The following is a 19,644-nucleotide window of genomic DNA, read 5'->3' on the forward strand; positions in this document are numbered from 1 at the left end:
CCCCCCCCCCCCCCCCCCCCCCCCCCCCCCCCCCCCCCCCCCCCCCCCCCCCCCCCCCCCCCCCCCCCCCCCCCCCCCCCCCCCCCCCCCCCGCTCCCGTTGTCTTGCGGCTGCGCGGCTGCGCGGCTGCGGGGCTGCGTGCTGTGTCCTGGGTCGGGGGGACTCTCCGCGCGGTGGAGGGTGTAGGGGCGGATTCACGGAAGCTGAGCGGCTTGCGTTGCTCTGTGTTCAACTGCCGTTCAGGCTTGGGCGGGACGGTTGCGCCGACCCGAGGACCGCCACCCTCCACGGCCCCACCGTCACAGGAGACACCATGTCGCTCAGCCGCAGGGACTTCGCCAGAAAATCCGCGATCACCGGTGCCGGTGTCGCGCTGGCGGGCAGCGTCGGCGCCCTCGCCACCGCCCCGAACGCCCTCGCGTCCACGGACGTCGAGAACGCGGGCGACGAGTCCGCGGCCGCTCACGGCGGTGTCGGCTACGGCCCGCTGGTCCCCGACCCCGACGGCATCCTCGCGCTGCCCGCGGGCTTCACGTACGAGATCATCACCTACAGCGGTAGGACCAAGCTGGAGTCCGGCGAGTTCACCCCGTCCAACCACGACGGCACCGCCACCTTCGCCGGCCCGCGCGGCGCGACCTCCTGGTCAACAACCACGAGCTGAAGGGCCCGCGCGCCGGCTGGAAGTACCCCGTGCCGCTCACCGAGGGTCTTGTCTACGACCCTGCCGCTTCGGGTGGCTGCACGGTCGTCGAGGTGCGTCCCGGCGGGCACGTCGCGGAGTGGGTCGGTATCGCCGGCACCTCCACCAACTGCGCGGGTGGCAGCACCCCGTGGGGCACGTGGCTCACCTGTGAGGAGACCGAGGACAAGGCCGGCTCCAACGGTATGACCAAGGACCACGGCTACGTGTTCGAGGTCGACCCCGCCGACCGGCGTGCCAACCGTGCGCCGAAGCCGATCAAGGCCCTGGGACGCTACGCCCACGAGGCCGTCGTCATCGACCCCAAGCGCGGGCACGCCTACCTCACCGAGGACGCCTCCGGTCCGAACGGGCTGCTGTACCGCTGGACCCCGCCGGAGGGCTTCTGCCACGGCCGGGGCAAGCTGCGCACTCTCGCCGACGACGCCGGTGTCCTGCAGGCATTCAAGTGCTTCGACTCCGGCGGCAAGTCCGTCGACGACCTCTCGCGTGCGACGAAGGTCGGCACCGTGTACGGCGTCGACTGGGTGGACGTCCCCGACCGTGACGCGAAGACCACGCCGGTGCGCAAGCAGTTCACCAGCGGCCAGGTCACCCGAGCCCGCAAGCTGGAGGGCATGTGGTGGGGCGACGGCGGCACGTACATCGTCTCCTCGTACGCCCGTGAGGAGAGCCCCGTCCAGCACGACGGCCAGGTCTGGTTCTACGACCCCAAGCGTCGCACCCTGACCCTGAAGGTGCTGCTGGGCGTGAACCCGGACCCGTCCAAGGACGGCGCCTTCGACGGCCCCGACAACATCACCGTCTCGCCCTACGGCGGCCTCGTCATCGCCGAGGACGGCGAGGGCGTCCAGCACCTCTTCGGCGCCACCGACAGCGGCCGCACCTACCCGATCGCCCGCAACGACCTGAACATCGGCACCGAGGAGGAGCCCCAGTTCAGCGAGTTCACCGGCGTCACCTTCTCGCCCGACGGCCGGACCCTGTACGCCAACATCCAGACGCCGGGCATCATGCTCGCCATCACCGGCCCCTGGAAGCGGCAGAAGCGGTAATCCCGGAAGCGGGAATTAATTCGCTCGCCTGTGCCGAGTTGCGCCTCCTAGAGTGAGATCACAACGTCACGCACCTCCCGGTGCGATGGCAGCGGCTACTTCTTCCAAAGAATCCAACGCCGCCGCCGACTTGATCTCGGGAGGCGCAGCTCATGGTGGGTGCCCGGTGCGCAGGCAACGGTTACTTCATTGGATCGGACGGTTGCGGGTTCGAGTCCCGTCATCGACTTCGGGTCGGTGTAGCTCAATCGGTAGAGCATCTGGCTAAGTCCGTCGCCGACCTCTGATCTCGGGCACCCTCCTTTTGCTGCGCCTCTCTCCGGAACACGAATGAATTCGGGGGGAATTCACCATGGCGCGATTCAACACCAAGGCCGTCAAGGCGCGGCCCGTCTCGCGTGTCACCTCGACGGGCCGGGTGCTCCGTACGTACGAGGGTGGCCGGGGGCGTGAGCGCGACGCGCGCTCGGAGCTTTTTCTGCTCGCCGTTTCGAATTTCGTGTCGCAGCAGACCTTCTACGAGGCCGGCGCGGATCGCGACGACCGGTTCCAGCGGCTCGTGCGCGAGCTTGCCGTGTCGGATGCGGAGTGGACGGCGGGCCTGCTCGGCTGGCTGCGTGGTGAGGGCGGTCTCCGTACGGCTGCCGTGGTCGGGGCCGCCGAGTACGTGAAGGCGCGCCTGGACGCCGACGTGAGCGACGGTCCGTCGAACCGCCAGGTCGTGGCCTCGGTGCTGCAGCGGCCCGACGAGCCCGGTGAGCTGCTCGCCTACTGGACGGCGCAGTACGGCCGTAACGTCCCCAAGCCCGTCAAGCGCGGCATCGCCGACGCCGTACGGCGTCTCTACAGCGGCAAGTCGCTGCTGAAGTACGACACCGCGTCCAAGGGCTACCGCTTCGGCGACATCCTCAACCTGGTGCACGCGGCGCCGGACCCGGACAAGCCGTGGCAGGGCGAGCTGTTCCAGTACGCCCTCGATCGCCGGCACAACCCGGACACGGCGGTGCCGCCCGCGTCGAACCACCTGCTCACCGCGCACCGCGAGCTCATGGCGCTGCCGGTGGCGGAGCGGCGCGCGGTCGTCACCTCGCAGGGCGGTGCCGAGCGGCTCGCGGCGGCCGGGATGACGTGGGAGGCGCTGGCGGGCTGGCTGCAGGGGCCGATGGACAAGGAGGCCTGGGAGGCCGTGATTCCGTCCATGGGGCCGATGGCGCTGGTGCGTAACCTGCGGAACTTCGACGCGGCCGGGGTCTGCGACGAGGTCGCCGCGCAGGTGGCGGCTCGGATCAGTGACCCGGCGGAGGTCGCGCGCTCACGGCAGTTCCCGTTCCGGTATCTCGCCGCGTACCGGCATGCTCCGTCGCTGCGCTGGGCGTACGCGCTGGAGCAGGCGCTCGGTCACTCGCTGGCCAACGTGCCCGCGCTGAACGGGCGGACGCTGGTGCTCGTCGACCGTTCGGGGTCGATGTTCTACTCGCGGCTGTCCGACCGCTCCGAGCTCAACCGGGCCGACGCGGCGGCGATCTTCGGCACGGCGCTCGCGCTGCGGGCGGCGGACGCGGATCTCGTCGAGTTCGGCACGAGCAGCAACAGGATCGACTTCGGCGCGGGCGAGTCCGTGCTGAGGATCCTGGAGCGCTTCGGCGACCTCGGCGGCACGGACACCACGGACGCGGTGCGGCGCCACTACAAGGAGCACGACCGGGTGCTGATCATCACCGACGAGCAGTACACGTACAACGCGCACGGCGAGCCGACCGAGCAGATCCCCGCGCACGTGCCGGTCTACACCTGGAACCTCGCCGGGTACCGGGCGGGCCACGGTCCGAGCGGGAAGGGCAACCGGCACACGTTCGGCGGCCTCTCGGATGCGGCTTTCCGGATGGTGCCGCTGCTGGAAAGGGCGCGTGACGCCGACTGGCCGTGGGCGGGCTGACCTGCCCGTGTGGCCTTGAGGGCCCGTACTTCGGTGCGGGCCCTCTTGTGTGCCCGGGGTATTGATATCTAACATTTCAGTTCGTGGAGGCCATACGACCCGTGCCGCGCACCCTGCTCAGGGACCGCGCCTACGCGTCCATCCGGGACGCCATCGTCGCCGGTGAGATCGAGCCCGGCGCGGTGGTGCGGGACGCCGAACTCGCGGAGCGGCTCGGGCTGTCCCGGGCGCCGGTGCGGGAGGCGTTCGCGCGGCTCGTCGACGAGGGGCTCCTGGAGAGCAAGCCGCAGAGCTACACCCGGGTCACCCCGGTCGTGGCCTCGGACGTGCGGGACGCGGCCGCCGTGGTCGGTGCCCTGCACGAGCTGGTCGCCCGGGTCGCCGTGCCCCGGCTGCGGGACGCCGACATCGACGTCATGCGCGCGGCCAACGAGCGCTTCGCGGCCGCGGTCAGCGCCAAAGACGTGGACGGTGCGCTGCGTGCCGACGACGAACTGCACGACGTCCTCGTCCGGGTGAGCGGCAACCGCGCGGCCGCCGCGACCGTCGCCCGCTACACCCCCCTCATCCGCCGACTGGAGCGGCGTCGCTTCGGCGGGGGCGGCAACTGCCGTTCGGCCGGGCTGCACGAGCGGCTCATCGAGGCCTGCGCGGACCGTGACGTGGACGAGGCGGTCCGCGTCACCGCCGAGATCTGGCGAGGCCTCGAAGAGCTCGCCGACCGCGACTGACTCCGGGAGGACCACCCCATGTCCCTTTCCTCGTACGAGCGTTGTCCGCTGCTCTTCGGCCCGTCCCCCGTGCATCCGTTGGAGCGCCTGACCGCCCACCTCGGTGGCGCCTCCCTGTGGGCCAAACGTGAGGACTGCAACTCCGGTATCGCCTACGGCGGCAACAAGACCCGCAAGCTGGAGTACCTGGTCGCCGACGCCCTCGCTCAGGGCTGCGACACGCTCGTGTCGATCGGTGGCGTGCAGTCCAACCACACCCGCCAGGTGGCCGCGGTCGCCGCCCGGGTGGGGCTCAAGTGTGTTCTCGTACAGGAGAGTTGGGTGGACTGGCCCGACGCCGTGTACGACAAGGTCGGCAACATCCTCGTCAGCCGGCTCGCCGGGGCCGACGTACGGCTGGTGAAGGCCGGGTTCGGGATCGGCTTCAAGGAGAGCTGGGAGCAGGCGCTGCGGGAGGTCGAGGAGGCGGGCGGAAAGCCGTACGCCATTCCGGCCGGCGCCTCCGATCACCCGCTGGGCGGTCTTGGCTTCGCCGGGTGGGCTTATGAAGTAGCCGAGCAGGAGCGGGAGTTGGGGGTCCACTTCGACACGGTTGTGGTCTGTTCGGTGACCGGCTCCACCCAGGCGGGCATGGTCGCCGGGTTCGCCGCTCTGGAGGAGGCGGGTGCGCGGCCGCGGCGCGTGATCGGTGTCGACGCCTCCGCGAAGCCCGCTGCCACCCGTACGCAGATCGCCCGGATCGCCCACCGCACGGGACAGCTCATCGGCGTCGAGCGGGAGCTGACCGAGGCGGACGTCGAGCTGGACGAGCGGTACCACGCGGGCGTCTACGGGGTCCCCGACGAGACCACGCTGGAGGCGATGCGGCTCGCCGCGCGGACCGAGGGCATGGTCACCGACCCCGTGTACGAGGGGAAGTCGATGGCCGCAATGGTCGACCTGGTCGCGCGGGGGGAGATCGGGCCGGACTCCACCGTTCTCTACGCCCACCTGGGTGGCCAGCCCGCACTGAACGCCTACAGCGCGCTGTTCTAGTGCCTGCCGAGGCGCTAATTCGCGTCGCGGACCGCCGCCATGCCGTCCATGTAGTCGCGTACATGCACGAGCGTGCCGTCACGCACCCGCATCACCAGCAGGCCCGGTACGCGGAACGGAGCGCCGGTGGTGGCGAGGGTCCCGGTGACGATCTGCTCCACGACGATCACCTCGGGGTCGGTGGTGTCGTGGACGGCCACTTCGATGACGCGTTCGGGCCGCGCCGGACTGGCTCCCCAGGCGGCCCGGTACACGGCACGCACCTCTTCGCGCCCGTCGCACCGCTCGGGCAGCCCGGGAAACGGGAACGGCACCTCGTGCACGGCATCGGGTGCGTAGAGGTCGGCCAGGTCGTCGGCCGAGGAGGCGAGCAGTGCGCGCCGGTAGCGGTCCAGGAGGTCGCGGGGGCCTTGGCCGGCCTCGGGGAGGCTGCGGGGCCGGTCCACGGTGTCAAGCGGGGACTGTCTCCGGTTCATGCTCGGTACCATACGGAGGGTGTCCCCGGCTCGCAAGGAGTATCTGGATGGCGCAGGTGAGGCCCATGCGTGCGGACGCCCGGCGCAACTACGAGCGGTTGCTGAGGGCGGCGGCGGAGGCGTTCGCCGAGCACGGGGAGAACGCCTCGCTCGACGACATCGCCAAGCGCGCGGGAGTCGGTTCCGGCACGCTCTACCGGCATTTCCCCAACCGGCACGCGCTGTTGGAGGCCGCCTACGTCGGCCGGATCGAGGAACTCGCGGCACGGGCCGGTGAACTCGCCGAGGAACTACCGCCCGGCGAGGCGCTGGTGGCGTGGCTGAACGAGGTCTGCGTGACGACGATCCAGGTGAGGGGCCTGAAGGCGCTGATGGGGTCGGCCGTCACGGACACCGGACCGGTGGCGGTCACGGAGTGCGGCACTGTGTTGAAGCAGGCGTCGGCCGCGCTGGTGGAGGCGGCGCAGCGGGAGGGGACGCTGCGGAGGGATGTGGAGCCGGTGGACGTGCTGCGGCTTGCACACGGTGTCGCTACGGCGTCGGAGTTGGCGAATGGGGAGGGGAAGTACATTCGCCGGTATCTGTCGCTGCTCACGGAGGGGTTGCGGCCGTAGTCGGTCAGTCGACCGGTGCCGCGGCTGGGGCGGGGTGGGCGCGCTCACCCGCGCCGGCAGGGTGCCGCTGCGCCCGCCCTCCCCCACTCCCGGCTTCGCTCGAGCGGGAGGGACCCTCCTCGCCCCAGCGGCACGACTGCCCGCAGCCAGGCTGACTACAGGGCTTGGGCCGCCGGTTTCACCATGTTGCGTACCGTGCGGGCCTTCACGAAGTCGCCCATCGCCGTCATCTCCCACTCGCCGGAGTACTGGCGGATCAGTTTCGCCATCATCACGCCCGTCTGCGGCTCGGCGTTGGTCAGGTCGAAGCGGACCAGTTCCTCGCCGGTCGCGGCGTCGAGGAGGCGGCAGTAGGCCTTGGCGACCTCGGTGAACTTCTGGCCGGAGAAGGAGTTCACGGTGAAGACCAGGCCGGAGACTTCCTGCGGGATGCGGCCCAGGTCGACGACGATGACCTCGTCGTCACCGCCGCCCTCGCCGGTGAGGTTGTCGCCGGAGTGCTTGATCGCGCCGTTGACGATGGACAGCTTGCCGAAGTAGCAGCTGTCGATGTGGTTGCGCTGCGGGCCGTAGGCGATGACCGAGGCGTCCAGGTCGATGTCCTTGCCCCGGTACGCCGGTTCCCAGCCGAGGCCCATCTTGACCTGCGAGAGCAGCGGGCGGCCGCCCTTGACGAGGGAGACGGTCTGGTTCTTCTGGAGGCTGACGCGGCCCTTGTCGAGGTTGATCTTCCCGGTGCCGGGGGCCGGGGCGGGCGGGGCGCTGGGCGCCGGGGGAGCCGCGGGCGTGGACAGGGGCGGGGCCGGCGGGGTCACCGGCGGCTGCATGGTGGGCTGGGGCGGGGTGACCGGCTGCGGCGGGGCGACCGGGGCGGGGGCCGGCTCCTCGACCGAGACGCCGAAGTCGGTGGCGATGCCGGCCAGGCCGTTGGCGTAGCCCTGGCCGACCGCACGGGCCTTCCAGGCGCCGCCCCGGAGGTAGATCTCCATGACGACCAGTGCGGTCTCGGTGCCGAGCTGCGGGGGCGTGAAGGTGGCCAGGACACTGTTGTCGTCGCCGTTGCGGAGGGTGGCGGTCGGTTCGATGCCCTGGAAGCTCTGGCCGGGGGCGTCCGGGCTGGCGGTGACCACGATCTTCTCGATGCCCGGGGGGAGGGCGGTCGTGTCGACGGTGATCGCGTCCGGCGCGGTGCCGCCGCCCGAGCGGTACGTCACGCCCGGGCCGGCGGGCTGGTTGTAGAAGATGAAGTCGTCGTCGGAGCGCACTTTGCCGTCGGCGGTGAGCAGCAGGCCCGATACGTCGAGCCGCACCGGAGCGGCGACGTCCACCGTCACGCGCGGGGCGGAGAGAGGGATGTTCGAGCCGGGGGTCATAGCTGTCATGCCGGGTGAACGAGCCAGGCCGCTTTACCGTTCCCTTACCAGCGGCCGATCGGGTCAGCGGCGGTTTCGGGGGTGGTCGCGGGCCGTGCGCTCGTTGCCCCGCTTGTAGTTTCCGGTCCAGCGGGCCATGACGAGCTGGGGGTCCGCCCCGCCGGCTTCGACCTCGGCGAGGAACTGGGCGGCCCGGGGGCCGTGCAGGGTCGTGGCGGGGCGGTTGTGGTGGGTGATGTGGACGGTGTCGGGGCCGCGTTGCTCGTAACGGAAACCGTGGGGGCGGGGCATGAGGGCGATGTTAAAGCCGGTCGGCGGACGGCCCCCACGGGTTTTTTCGCGTCCTACGGCACCACCACGATCTTGCGGCCCACCCCCGCCGCGAACTGGTCCAGCGCCTCGGGGTAGCGGTCCAGTGGGATCCTGTCGCTGATGAAGATCTCGGGGTCGAGGACTCCGTTCGCGAAGAGTTCCGCCGCTCGTTCGAAGCTGTGCAGGACCGCCATCGAGCCGGTGATCGTGAGCTCCTGGTTGTAGATGCGGTACGGGTCGATCGTCACCCGGGTCGCGTAGTCGGCGACGCCGAACTGCAGGAACGTGCCGGCCTTGGCCACCCGGTCCAGGCCGTCCTGGATCGCCGCCGCGTTTCCCGTCGCGTCGACGACCACGTCCCAGCCCTGCGGGCGGTTCAGTTCGTCCGGGCTCGCGGCGGAGGCCGAGACGCCGAGTCGGCGGGCGGTCTCCAGGCGGGCCGGGTTGACGTCGACGACGTCGACGCTCGCCGCACCCGTCCGTTTCGCCAGTTCCAGCATCATCAGGCCCATGGTTCCGGATCCGTAGATCAGGACGTGGGCGCCGAGTCGGGACTGAAGGACGTCGTAGCCGCGCACCGCGCACGACAGCGGCTCCACCAGTGCCGCGTCCTGTGTGCGGACGTGCTCGGGGAGCCGTACGCAGTTCGCCACCGGTGCCAGCGCGTACCGCGCCGCGCCGCCGGCCGTCGTCACGCCGATCGCGGCCCAGCGTTCGCAGAGGTTGTTGTGGCCGGTGCGGCAGTAGCGGCACTCGTAGCAGTACAGGGAGGGGTCCACCGCGACCCGGTCGCCGACCGAGACCTCCGTGACCTGCGTGCCCACCCCGACCACCTCGCCGGCGAACTCGTGCCCGGGCACGATCGGCAGTTTGGGCGCGAACTCGCCCTGGAGGATGTGCAGGTCGGTGCCGCACAGGCCGCACGCGGCGACCTCGACGACGACCTCGCGGGGGCCCGGCGTCGGGTCGGGGACCTCGGTGACGACGGCGCGGCCCACGGACTCGATGACGGCGGCCTTCATTTCACGGCTCCCAACGACAGGCCCTGGACCAGCTTGTCCTGGGCGGCGAACCCCGCGGCGAGCACCGGCAGGGAGATGACGAGCGACGCGGCGCACACCTTCGCCAGGAACAGGCCCTGGCTGGTGATGAAGCCGGTCAGGAAGACAGGGGCCGTCTCGGCGACCACGCCGGTCAGCACCCGCGCGAAGAGGAGTTCGTTCCAGCTGAAGATGAAGCAGATGAGGGCCGTCGCCGCGATGCCCGGCAGCGCGATCGGGGCGACCACGCGCGCGAGGACCGTCGGCAGGCGTGCCCCGTCCACCCGCGCCGCCTCGATCACTTCCACCGGGACCTCGGCCAGGAACGACTGCATCATCCACACCGCGATCGGCAGGTTCATGGACGTGTAGAGGACGACCAGCAGCCAGATGTTGTCGAGCATCCCCGCGTTCTTGGCGAAGAGGTAGATCGGCAGCAGGCCCGCTACCGCCGGCAGCATCTTCGTCGACAGGAAGAAGAACAGGACGTCCGTCCATTTGCGCACCCTGCGGATCGACAGCGCGTACGCCGCCGGGAGCGCGAGGAGCAGGACCAGCAGTGTCGACGCCACCGACGCCACGGTCGAGTTGATCAGGGCCGGCCAGGGGCTGGCCCCACCGCCCGTGCCGAAGAACTCGCGGTAGCCGTCCAGGGTCAGGGCGGCGGTGAAGGACGGCGGGTTGGTCGCCGCGTCCGCCTCCGAGTGGAAGGACGTCAGGGCCATCCAGGCGATGGGGAGGAAGAACAGGATCCCCAGCAGCCAGGCGAGCAGGCCCATGCTGTTTCGGCGTATGACGCTCATGCGCGTGACACCTCCTCGCGGAACAGGGACGACACCACGCGCAGGGCGAAGGTCGCGATGACGATCGAGCCGATGACCACCAGGACGCCCGCGGCCGAGGCGAGGCCGTTCTCGTGGGCCTGGTAGAAGCTCTGGTAGACGGTGTAGGGGAGGTTCGCCGTGCCCAGGCCGCCCGACGTGAGGGTGAACACCGCGTCGAAGTTCTGGACGATGTAGATCGAGCCGAGCAGGGCGCCCAGCTCCAGGTAGCGGCGCAGGTGCGGGAGCGTCAGATGGCGGAAGATCTGCCAGTCGTTGGCGCCGTCGACCCTCGCCGCCTCCATCTGTTGCTGGTCGCGGCTCTGGAGGCCGGCCAGCAGGATCAGCATCATGAACGGGGTCCATTGCCAGACGAGGGACGCCTCGACCGCGAGCAGCGGGGTGTGGGAGATCCAGTCCGGCTGTGGGCCGCCCACGTAGTGCAACAGGCCGTTGAGCAGGCCGTATTCGGGGTTGTACAGGACGTGTTTCCACAGCAGCGCCGCCGCCACCGGGACCACCAGGAAGGGGGCGATGAGGAGGGTGCGCACCAAGCCCCGGCCCGCGAACCTGCGGTCGAGGAGCAGGGCGAGCAGCAGTCCCAGGACCAGGCTCGCCAGGACCACCGTCACCGTCAGCAGGACCGTCGTCCACACCGAGTGGCGCAGGTCCGCGTCGGTCAGCACCTGGCGGTAGTTGTCGAGGCCGGTGAAGTGGCGGGCCTTGGGGTAGAGGGCGTTCCAGTCGAAGAAGGAGATCACCAGCGTGGCCACGAACGGGAGTTGGGTGACCACGATCATGAAGATCAGGGCGGGGAGCAGGGGGGCCCGGGTGGCCCAGGCGCGCAGCCGCGCGGAGGGCTGCGTCGGGGCGCGGAGGGGCAGGGCGGCCGGTGGGGCTGTCGTCGTGGCGGTCATCGTCCCTCGTACTCCTCGGAGATCTGCTCGGCGAGCTGCTGGGACTTCTTCAGGGCCGACTCGACGGACTGGCGTCCGGCGATGGCCGCGCTGATCTCCTGGGAGACCTTGGTGCCGAGGTCGGTGAACTCGGGGATGCCGACGAACTGGATGCCGGGCGCGGGGCGCGGCTGCACTCCGGGGTCGCCCGGGCGGGCGCCCTCGATGGCCTCCTTGGTCATCTCCTGGAAAGCGGCGGCCTCTTTGACGTAGGCGGGGTTGGTGTACGTCGACGCACGCTTGCCGGCGGGGACGTTCGACCAGCCGATCTTGTCGCCGACCAGCTGCTCGTACTGCTTGCCGGACGCCCAGGAGACGAACTTCCAGGCGTTGCCGGGGTTGCGGGACGCCTGCTGGATGCCCCAGGCCCAGGTGTAGAGCCAGCCGGAGGAGTCGGTCTTCTCGACGGGGGCGGGGGCGTAGCCGATCTTGCCCTTGACGGGGGAGTCGGACGCCTCCAGCGAGCCCGCCGCCGAGGTGGCGTCGTACCACATGGCGACCTTGCCCTGGGTCATGTTGTTGAGGCACTCGGCGAAGCCGGACTGAGCGGCTCCGGACTCGCCGTGCGCGCGGACGAGGTCGACGTAGAATTTCGTCGCCTTCTCGAACTCCGGTGAGTCCAGTCGCGCCTTCCAGTCCTTGTCGAACCAGGTGCCGCCGAAGGTGTTCACGACGGTGGTGAGCGGTGCCATGACCTCGCCCCAGCCCGGCAGTCCGCGCAGACAGACGCCCTTCATGCCGGGTTCGGCCCCGTCCGCCTTCGCCGCAAGGTCGGCGACCTGGTCCCAGGTGGGGTGGGCGGGCATCGTCAGGCCCTTCTTCGCGAAGACGTCCTTGCGGTACATCAGGAACGACGACTCGCCGTAGAAGGGCTGGCCGTAGAGCTTGCCGTCGTCGCCGGTCAGGGACTGGCGCATCGGCTTGAGGACGTCCTGTTCGTCGTATGCCGCGTCCTTCGCCACGTACGTGTTCATCTCGTGCAGCCAGCCGTTGCGGGCGTAGATCGGGATCTCGTAGTTGGAGAGGGTGGCGACGTCGTACTGGCCGGCCTGGTTGGCGAAGTCCTGGCTGATCTTGTCGCGGACGTCGTTCTCCGGCAGGACGGTGAAGCTCACCTTGATGCCGGTCTCCTTGGTGAAGTGGGCGGCGGTGAGCTTCTGCAGCTCCACCATCTGCGGGTTGTTGACCATCAGGACGTTGAGGGAGTCGCCACCCGACCCCGCCCCGCCGGCACCGACCCAGCAGCCGGACAGCAGCGGGGCGAGCAGCGTCCCTGCGGCGGCCGCGGCGAGCGTGGCTCGCGGCGGCCGTCGTCGGCTCTGGGTGCGCATGGATCGCTCCTGGACATAGAGGGATATAAGGGGCACTGCTCGGTGCGGAACCCCTGCGGAACACGTCGGTTCGAAGGTCAGACCCGGAGGACCTGTGGCCCCAGCAGCGCGTAGCGGTGGGCCTCCGAGGCCGGGAGGAGGGTGCTCGTCACGATCGCCTCCAGCACGCCGACCTCGGCGAACCGGCAGAAGCTGACCGCGCCGAACTTGGTGTGCACGCCCGCGAAGACCGTGCGCCGCGCGGCCCGGACGGCCTGGGTCTTGACCTCGCTGACGGCCGGGTCGGGGGTGGTGAGGCCGTGTTCGCGGGTGATGCCGTTGGCGCCGATGTAGGCGAGGTCGACGACGAAGCCGGCGAGCATCTTCGTCGTCCAGTGGTCGACGGTGGCGAGCGTGCCGGGGCGTACCCGGCCGCCGAGGAGCAGGACGGAGATGTTGTCCGCCTCGGCGAGCACCCCCGCGACCGGCAGCGACGCGGTGACCACGGTCAGCGGCCGGTCCCGGGGCAGTGCCTCGGCGATGAGCTGAGGGGTGAAGCCCTCGTCGACGAAGACCGTCTCGGCGTCACCGAGCAGCTCGGCCGCGGCGGCCGCGATCCGGCGCTTCTCGGGGACGTGACTGGTGGCGCGGAAGGCGAGGGTCGTCTCGAAACCGGCGCTCTCCACGGGGTAGGCGCCGCCGTGCGTGCGGCGCACCAGTCCGTGGTCCTCCAGGGCGCGCAGATCGCGTCGTACGGTCTCCTTGGCGACGCCCAGATCGGCCGCGAGGGCGGTGACGTCGACCGAGCCGGTGGCGCGCGCGACCCGCACGATCTCCCGCTGGCGCTCCTCCGCCGTTCTGGAGGTCATCCGTACACACCTCGCTTCCTGCCCGTTCGGGCCCGGTGAGGGCCATGGGGGAAGTTCTACAGCTGAGGCGCGGTGGTGACCAGGCTTGTTGCAGGCCCGATGCTGCCCGTATCGGCCCGTTTCGCGAGCGGAGTGACCGGCTCGGACCTGCGCGGTCGTGGCGGGCGGCGTGGGATCGGGCGGTGCCGGTGCCCGAATGCGGCGGCGGGCGTGCCCGTTCGGTGCCCGCCCGCCGAGTTTCGGCCCTTCTGAGGGGTGTTTCGAACGTCCCGCCTGCCCCTTCGGGCGGATGACGGGACGTTCGCAACACGCCCTAGTACGGCCAGATCGGCGGGTCGCTCACGAAGTGGCCGCCCAGGCAGGCGTGCGCGATGTTCTCCGGGTCGAGGTCGCCCTGCTCGGCGATCAGCTTCTCCGCGTACGGCTCGGAGTCGTCCTGCGGCTCGTAACCGAGCGCCCGCGCGGTGGTCAGGTCCCACCACAGCCGCGTGTTGGCGGAGGAGCCGTAGACGACGGTGTGGCCGACGTTCTCCGCGGTCAGGGCCGCGTGCAGCAGGCGCGCGCCGTCGGCCGGGCTCATCCAGACGGAGAGCATCCGCACACTGGTCGGCTCCGCGAAACAGGAGCCGATGCGCACCGACACCGTCTCCAGGCCGAACTTGTCCCAGTAGAGCTGCGCGAGGTCCTCGCCGAAGGACTTGGACAGGCCGTAGAAGGTGTCCGGGCGGCGGGGGGTGTCGATCGGGATGAGGGGGTCGTCGCCCTGGGGGCGCGGGGTGAAGCCGACGGCGTGATTGGAGGAGGCGAAGACGATCCGCTCGACGCCCTCCTCGCGGGCCGCCTCGTACAGGTTGTAGGTGCCCTCGATGTTCGAGCGCATGATCTTCTCGAAGGGGGCTTCCAGGGAGATGCCGGCGAGGTGGATGATCGCGTCGACGCCCCGCACGGCCTCGCGCAGGGCGTCCTTGTCGACCAGGTCCAGGGCGATCGCGTCCGGCTCGCCCTCGATGGGCCGCACGTCGAGCAGGCGCAGCTCGTAGCCGTAGTCCGGGAGCAGGCCCCGCATTAGGGTGCCGAGCCCGCCGGCGGCGCCGGTGAGCAGAACGGTGCGGGGAGCTGGCATCCTCGGGTCTCCTTGCGTCGACAGCCGCATTCATGTACAGGATTCACATTCGTGGACACGCTATGGAGTGCGGCCACGCTGCGTCAAGTATGCGCGGAACTGGACCTTCGCCGCCGATGCGAGGCATGCGCGCTTGACCGTCCCTCGCGCGGCTCCTTAGGGTGGATGTGTTCAGAAATGTAAACAAGGATCATAAGAGTGAGCGCCTGTTCTAGGGAGAGCCCGTGACGCCAGCCCCGCTCGCCGCACGCCTGCGTGTCCCCAGCGGCCCGCTGTTCTTCCCTGTCACCGCCTACGGCCCCGACGGCTCCGTCGACCTCGACACCTACCGCGCGCACATCCGCCTCGGGGTGGAGGCCGGTGCCGCCGCCGTCTTCGCGTGCTGCGGCACCGGGGAGTTCCACGCGCTCACGCCCGAGGAGTTCGAGACGTGCGTGCGAGCGGCCGTGGAGGAGGCCGACGGGCGGGTGCCGGTCGTCGCGGGCGCGGGCTACGGGACCGCGCTCGCGGTGCGGTACGCGCGGCTGGCGCAGGCGGCCGGGGCGGACGGGCTGCTCGCCATGCCGCCGTACCTCGTGATCGCCGGGCAGGAGGGCCTGCTGCGCCACTATCGCGAGGTGGCGTCGGCGACCGACCTGCCCGTCATCGTCTACCAGCGCGACAACGCCGTGTTCACCCCCGAGACCGTCGTCGCACTCGCGCGCACCGAGGGGATCATCGGACTCAAGGACGGGCTCGGCGACCTGGACCTCATGCAGCGCATCGTCAGCGCGGTCCGCTCCGAGGTCCCCGGCGACTTCCTCTACTTCAACGGTCTGCCGACCGCCGAACAGACCCAGCTCGCCTACCGCGCCCTCGGCATCACGCTCTACTCCTCCGCCGTGTTCTGCTTCGCCCCGGAGATCGCCCGCGCCTTCTACGCCGCCCTCGGCTCCGGCGACGACACCACCGCCCACCGGCTGCTCGACGGCTTCTACCGGCCGTTCGTCGAACTGCGCGCCCAGGGCCGCGGCTACGCCGTCGCCCTCGTCAAGGCCGGCGTACGGCTGCGCGGCCTCGACGTGGGGGAGGTACGGCCCCCGCTGCACGAGCCGAGCGAGGATCATGTGAAGCAGCTCGCGCAGGTGATCGAGCGTGGGTACGCGCTGCTGGACGACAACAAGTGAAGCTGCCGCAGGAGGACACGTGAAGGCGTCGACATTCGTCTACCCCTGGGACGTCAACGGCGACCCCGAAGCCCCGACCCGCATCGCGGGACTCGGCGTACAGCAGGTGACGCTCGCCGCCGCCTATCACTCCACCCGCGCGCTCACCCCCCGCCACCCGCGCCACCGCATCGTCACCGCCGAGCACGCCGCCGTCCTCTACCCGACGGACGACCGCTGGGAGGGCCGCCCCCTGCGCCCCTACCCGGCCGGTGACTGGGCCCCCGGCGACGCGTACGGCGAGGCCGCCACCGCGCTCGCCGACGCCGGGCTGGACGTGCACACCTGGGTGGTCCTCGCGCACAACTCCCGCCTGGGCGCCGAACACCCGGGCACCTCGGTCGTCAACGCCTACGGCGACCGCTACCCGTGGGCCCCGTGCATCGCGCAGCCCGCCACGCGCGCGTACCTCGTCGACCTGGCCGCCGAGGCCGCCGTACGGCCCGGCGCGGGCGGCACCGAGCTGGAGTCCCTGGGCTGGTACGGCCTTCAGCACCTGCATGCCCACGACAAGACCGCCGGAGTCGGCCTCGGGGACGCCGGGCAGTACCTGATGGCGCTGTGCTTCTGCTCCACGTGCCGGGAGGGGTACGACGCCCAGGGCCTCGACGCCGACGAACTGGCCGCCGCCGTACGCACCGCGCTGGAGCCGCTCTGGCAGGGCGCGCCCGACGATGGGGGAGGCTGGGCGGGCGTGGAGAAGCTGCTCGGCGAGGCGACGGCGGCGGCCACGCGCGCGTGGCGCGACGAAACCGCCCGCACGCTCCAGGAGGCGGCGGTTGCCGCGGTCCGTGCGGCCGCGCCCGAAGGCTTCCAGGTGCTGCTGCACGCGGACCCCGTCACGTACCACGTCGGCGCCAACCCCGGCGTCGACCCGGCACACATCCTGTCCATCGCGGACGGTGTGGTCGTGCCCTGCGCGGGCGGCCCGGGCCTGCTCACGCCATTCGCCGAACAGGGCCGCGCGGGCGCGGTCCTCGCCGCCAACCTCGGCGTCGTCTCCGGCATGGGCGGCAGCCCGGGCACCCTGGCGGCGGACGCGGCGCGGGCCCGTGACCTCGGGGCCACGGAACTGCGGCTTTATCACGCCGGGTTGGCGTCGGACGCGGACCTGGAAGCCGTACGCAAGGGGCTCAGCGGACTCTGAGCCAGCACCGCCAGCTGCGCCAGGCCCAGCACCACCAACAGCAGCCGGTGGTCGACCAGTTCCACCAGCAGCGCCCCCGCGGCGAGACCGACCGCGTTCGGAGCGAACATCAGAGTGTTGGCCGTGGCGACGACACGGCCCAGCATCCGCTGTGGCGCCCCGGACTGTACGGCGGTGAGCGCGGCGATCAGCACACAGGGCAGCCCCACGCCGATCGCCGCGCCGCACATCAGGGCCACCGCGTCCGACGGCACCGCCCGCAGGGCAACCGCGACACCGGTGAGGGCCATCCCGCCCACCGCGAACCGGCGCTCGCCCAGGCGGCGCAGGGCGACACCCGAGGCCAGCCCGACCGCGACCGATCCGGCTCCCTGGACGGCGTACAGCACACCGGCGAACGCGGGGGAGTGGCCGAGGCCCTCGACGACCGCGTAGACAAGCGCTCCGTTGACGCCCGCGAACAGCATCGTCGTACCGCCGGCCAGGACCAGGTGCCGCAGCCGGGCGTCCCGCCACAGGTGCCGGGCGCCCTCGGCGGTCTGCTCCCGCCAGTCGCTCGTGGGCGGCACCGGGCCGCTCTCGCGGACCCGGACACAGGTGTACAGCAGGGCCGCGCCCGCGAAGGTCACCGCGTCCAGGAGGGCGACGCCCGGGCCGCCGTACACCGCGTAGAGGCCCGCGCCCGCCAGCGGGGCGACCAGCTTCATGCCCTCGACGGCCGTCGTCCGCAGCCCGTTGAAGGCGCCGAGCAACTCCGGGCCGACGGCCGCGGCGACCAGCGCCGACTCGGCCGCGTCGTGGACGACGGACGCCGTGCCGTACACCAGCAGCACCGTGAACAGCAGCCACAGGCCCGCCGCGGAGTCGACGGTGAGCAGCGTCAGGAGCAGAGCCGCCAGAAGCAGGTTGACCGTGATGAGCAGGGGTTTGCGGCGGGCGCGGTCGGCGAGCGTGCCCAGGGGCGGTCCCGCCAGGGACGGCACCCACAGGGCGAACGTGCACAGCGCGGCCAGTCCGTCCGACCCCGTGAGGTCCTTCATCCACACACCGGACGCCAGCCACAGGGCCGACGTACCGAGGCCGGAGACCACCACCGCGGCGAGATACAGCGCCGCATCGCGGTCGCGCAGCACGCGCGACACCGTCCAAGTCGTCGTCATACCCGGTCATCGTGGGGCTGAGGAGGGGGCGTGCGGATCGGGCGGATGCCCTACTCGGCTGCGGGCCTACAGCTCGTCGTGACCGGGGTTGTAAGGCCCTCCCACCACCGCCGGCAGCACGGTCCGCAGATAACGGCGCACGTCGTCGGCGTCGTTGATCTCACGGCCACTGATGTTGAGGGGCGCGGGGTTGTGGTTGGGGCCGATGCCGAGGATGTTCCAGAAGAAGTTGGAGAGCGTGCCCCAGTTGTTCTCCATGTGCTGCAGCCACTCGGGGATGCCGGTGCGCGAGCTGTCCCAGGAGTACATGGCGTCCCGGAAGACACCTTCGAGGTCGTTGAAGCGGGCGGCCTCGGACGTGAACTGGATGAGCAGCATGAGGGCGCGAGCGGTCGTCTGCGGGTGGGCGTTGGCCGACGTCTGGTTGGCCAGGTCCAGGACGGCCTGCCGGACGCTCCAGAAGGCGACCGGCATCTCCGACCGGTTGCGGCCGGCCCTGGCCACGATCGAGTTGTAGTTGCCGCCGAAGGGCAGGAGCTGCCGCGCTGTGGGGATGGCCGCGTTGACGTGGACGTCGTTGAAGAAGTAGGAGACGCCGGGCGTCGCCTGGGGGGAGAACCCGATCACGTAAAGATTGGCGGGGTTGATCCAGAGGTCCACCCCTCGACGCCTTCCACCGTCGTCGTCGGCGCTCAGCGAGACCCTGACGACGCCCTCGTTCTGGGTGGTGTGCTGTGTGACCTCCACACCCTGGGCCGAGAATCCGACCGCGGCGCGCAGGCTCGCGAGGAACGAGGAGTACGCGATCCTGAGGTTCGGGCCGGGAGAGGATCCCAGGTCCAGCCAGACGTGGCTGACCTGGCCCTCGCCGGTCGTCGCCGCCGCCGGCTGGGCCGGGGAGAGGACTCCGGCGCCGACGGACAGCGCCAGGACGAGGGCGAGTATCGCCTGGCGTAAGGTCCGGCCGAGGTCTCTGAAGGTACGCATGTACGTCCGATCGTGAGTGGTTGATGCCAGGCGGAAGAGCCTGCTCCGGTGACGCTGGGCAGCCGACCCGATCGGAGGCGGTCCGTCAGCGCACGGAACCGTGCCTTCCAGAGCACAGCTGTACAGCGGAACTCCTCTTCGGTGATCTCGCCGGCCACCGATGAGTCCTGCGGTTCGCGGAAGTCTGCATTGACATGGATGCAGAGATCACCACCCTCGACCTCGGACCGCAGACCCGGATCGTGGCCCGTCTCGCGGCGGGCGTGCGGGATGAGCAGCTGACGGACGCCACCCCGTGCCCGGGCACCGCCGTGCGCAACATGCTCGGGCATCTGCTCGGGCTGGCCGTCGCCTTCCGGGACGCCGGGCGCAAGGACCTGGGCGTCACGACCGACACCAGCCCCACCGCCGCCGTGCCCGACATCGGCCCCGGCTGGCGCGAGGAGCTGCCCAAGGTCCTCGACGAACTGGCCGACGCATGGCGTGACCCCTCCGCCTGGACCGGTATGACCCGCGCGGGCGGCATCGACCTGCCGGGCGCGGTCGCCGGTGCCGTGGCGGTCGACGAGCTGGTCATCCATGCCTGGGACCTGGCCCGGGCCACCGGCCAGCCGTACGAGCCGGACCCGGCCGCGCTGGAGGCGTCGTACGCCTTTCTCCTCGCGTCCGCCGACGACCCCTCCCGCGGCGAGATCTTCGGCCCCGTCGTCCCCGTACCGGCCGACGCGCCCCTGCTGGACCGGGCGGTAGGGCTGAGCGGACGCGATCCGGGCCGGACGACCACGCCGTGA

At 71.0% G+C, this 19,644-nt stretch carries 18 protein-coding genes and 1 pseudogene; 8 read left to right on the top strand and 11 right to left on the bottom strand.

Annotation, left to right across the window (positions count from 1 at the left end; translation table 11 throughout):
* Nucleotides 1-313 precede the first annotated feature (313 nt).
* The 4 genes and pseudogenes from AC067M_RS30925 (at nt 314) to AC067M_RS30940 (ending at nt 5,460) form a co-directional block, all read left to right on the top strand.
* A pseudogene (locus tag AC067M_RS30925) lies at nt 314-1,758 on the top strand (alkaline phosphatase PhoX).
* Between the two features lie 352 nt (nt 1,759-2,110).
* Nucleotides 2,111-3,694 carry a TROVE domain-containing protein gene (locus AC067M_RS30930; protein ID WP_478700333.1) on the top strand — a complete coding sequence of 528 codons (1,584 nt, stop codon included), beginning with the start codon at nt 2,111-2,113 and terminating at the stop codon, nt 3,692-3,694.
* 83 nt (nt 3,695-3,777) lie between these two features.
* Complete coding sequence (locus AC067M_RS30935) at nt 3,778-4,425, top strand: GntR family transcriptional regulator (protein WP_478700334.1); 648 nt, start codon at nt 3,778-3,780, stop codon at nt 4,423-4,425.
* 18 nt (nt 4,426-4,443) lie between these two features.
* Nucleotides 4,444-5,460 (top strand): 1-aminocyclopropane-1-carboxylate deaminase, encoded by a 1,017-nt coding sequence (locus AC067M_RS30940; RefSeq protein ID WP_478700335.1) that lies wholly within the window; start codon nt 4,444-4,446, stop codon nt 5,458-5,460.
* 14 nt (nt 5,461-5,474) lie between these two features.
* Here the strand turns inward: AC067M_RS30940 and AC067M_RS30945 are convergent, their stop codons facing one another.
* Nucleotides 5,475-5,936, bottom strand: coding sequence for a nuclear transport factor 2 family protein (locus AC067M_RS30945; RefSeq protein ID WP_478700336.1), 462 nt, complete (start codon nt 5,934-5,936; stop codon nt 5,475-5,477).
* A 47-nt stretch (nt 5,937-5,983) separates the two neighbouring features.
* On the opposite strand from AC067M_RS30945, the gene AC067M_RS30950 reads away from it, so the two are divergent.
* Complete coding sequence (locus tag AC067M_RS30950) at nt 5,984-6,550, top strand: TetR/AcrR family transcriptional regulator (RefSeq protein ID WP_478700337.1); 567 nt, start codon at nt 5,984-5,986, stop codon at nt 6,548-6,550.
* A 155-nt stretch (nt 6,551-6,705) separates the two neighbouring features.
* Here the strand turns inward: AC067M_RS30950 and AC067M_RS30955 are convergent, their stop codons facing one another.
* The 8 genes from AC067M_RS30955 to AC067M_RS30990 all read right to left on the bottom strand — a co-directional run bounded on the left by AC067M_RS30955 (nt 6,706) and on the right by AC067M_RS30990 (nt 14,354).
* Nucleotides 6,706-7,923, bottom strand: a complete 1,218-nt coding sequence (locus AC067M_RS30955; protein WP_478700470.1) for a TerD family protein — start codon at nt 7,921-7,923, stop codon at nt 6,706-6,708.
* Between the two features lie 63 nt (nt 7,924-7,986).
* On the bottom strand, nt 7,987-8,214 hold the full coding sequence (locus AC067M_RS30960) for a hypothetical protein (RefSeq protein ID WP_478700338.1): 228 nt from the start codon (nt 8,212-8,214) through the stop codon (nt 7,987-7,989).
* A 53-nt stretch (nt 8,215-8,267) separates the two neighbouring features.
* Nucleotides 8,268-9,257: a zinc-dependent alcohol dehydrogenase family protein gene (locus AC067M_RS30965; RefSeq protein ID WP_478700339.1), complete on the bottom strand. Its 990-nt coding sequence runs from the start codon at nt 9,255-9,257 to the stop codon at nt 8,268-8,270.
* On the bottom strand, nt 9,254-10,078 hold the full coding sequence (locus AC067M_RS30970; protein ID WP_478700340.1) for a carbohydrate ABC transporter permease: 825 nt from the start codon (nt 10,076-10,078) through the stop codon (nt 9,254-9,256). Before AC067M_RS30970 ends, AC067M_RS30965 begins: the two co-directional genes overlap by 4 nt.
* Complete coding sequence (locus AC067M_RS30975) at nt 10,075-11,013, bottom strand: carbohydrate ABC transporter permease (RefSeq protein ID WP_478700341.1); 939 nt, start codon at nt 11,011-11,013, stop codon at nt 10,075-10,077. The genes AC067M_RS30970 and AC067M_RS30975 overlap by 4 nt, the downstream gene beginning before the upstream one ends.
* Nucleotides 11,010-12,383, bottom strand: coding sequence for an ABC transporter substrate-binding protein (locus AC067M_RS30980; RefSeq protein ID WP_478700342.1), 1,374 nt, complete (start codon nt 12,381-12,383; stop codon nt 11,010-11,012). The genes AC067M_RS30975 and AC067M_RS30980 overlap by 4 nt, the downstream gene beginning before the upstream one ends.
* 77 nt (nt 12,384-12,460) lie before the next feature.
* Nucleotides 12,461-13,231: a DeoR/GlpR family DNA-binding transcription regulator gene (locus tag AC067M_RS30985; protein ID WP_478700343.1), complete on the bottom strand. Its 771-nt coding sequence runs from the start codon at nt 13,229-13,231 to the stop codon at nt 12,461-12,463.
* Nucleotides 13,232-13,544: 313 nt separating this feature from the next.
* A complete protein-coding gene (locus AC067M_RS30990) occupies nt 13,545-14,354 on the bottom strand; it encodes an NAD-dependent epimerase/dehydratase family protein (protein WP_478700344.1) in 810 nt (269 codons plus the stop codon).
* Nucleotides 14,355-14,578: 224 nt separating this feature from the next.
* Between AC067M_RS30990 and AC067M_RS30995 the strand changes: the two genes are divergently transcribed.
* Both AC067M_RS30995 and AC067M_RS31000 read left to right on the top strand, forming a co-directional pair.
* On the top strand, nt 14,579-15,520 hold the full coding sequence (locus AC067M_RS30995) for a 5-dehydro-4-deoxyglucarate dehydratase (RefSeq protein WP_478700345.1): 942 nt from the start codon (nt 14,579-14,581) through the stop codon (nt 15,518-15,520).
* A gap of 19 nt (nt 15,521-15,539) precedes the next feature.
* Nucleotides 15,540-16,706, top strand: coding sequence for a hypothetical protein (locus tag AC067M_RS31000; RefSeq protein WP_478700346.1), 1,167 nt, complete (start codon nt 15,540-15,542; stop codon nt 16,704-16,706).
* Here AC067M_RS31000 and AC067M_RS31005 read toward each other — a convergent pair.
* On the bottom strand, nt 16,643-17,866 hold the full coding sequence (locus AC067M_RS31005; protein ID WP_478700347.1) for an MFS transporter: 1,224 nt from the start codon (nt 17,864-17,866) through the stop codon (nt 16,643-16,645). The two genes, AC067M_RS31000 and AC067M_RS31005, sit on opposite strands and share 64 nt — an antisense overlap.
* Nucleotides 17,867-17,932: 66 nt before the next feature.
* Complete coding sequence (locus tag AC067M_RS31010) at nt 17,933-18,853, bottom strand: ribosome-inactivating family protein (protein WP_478700348.1); 921 nt, start codon at nt 18,851-18,853, stop codon at nt 17,933-17,935.
* A gap of 194 nt (nt 18,854-19,047) precedes the next feature.
* Here AC067M_RS31010 and AC067M_RS31015 point away from each other — a divergent pair, with 194 nt between their 5' ends.
* Nucleotides 19,048-19,644: a TIGR03086 family metal-binding protein gene (locus AC067M_RS31015; protein ID WP_478700349.1), complete on the top strand. Its 597-nt coding sequence runs from the start codon at nt 19,048-19,050 to the stop codon at nt 19,642-19,644.

The sequence above is a fragment of the Streptomyces sp. NPDC043427 genome (genome assembly GCF_056436655.1).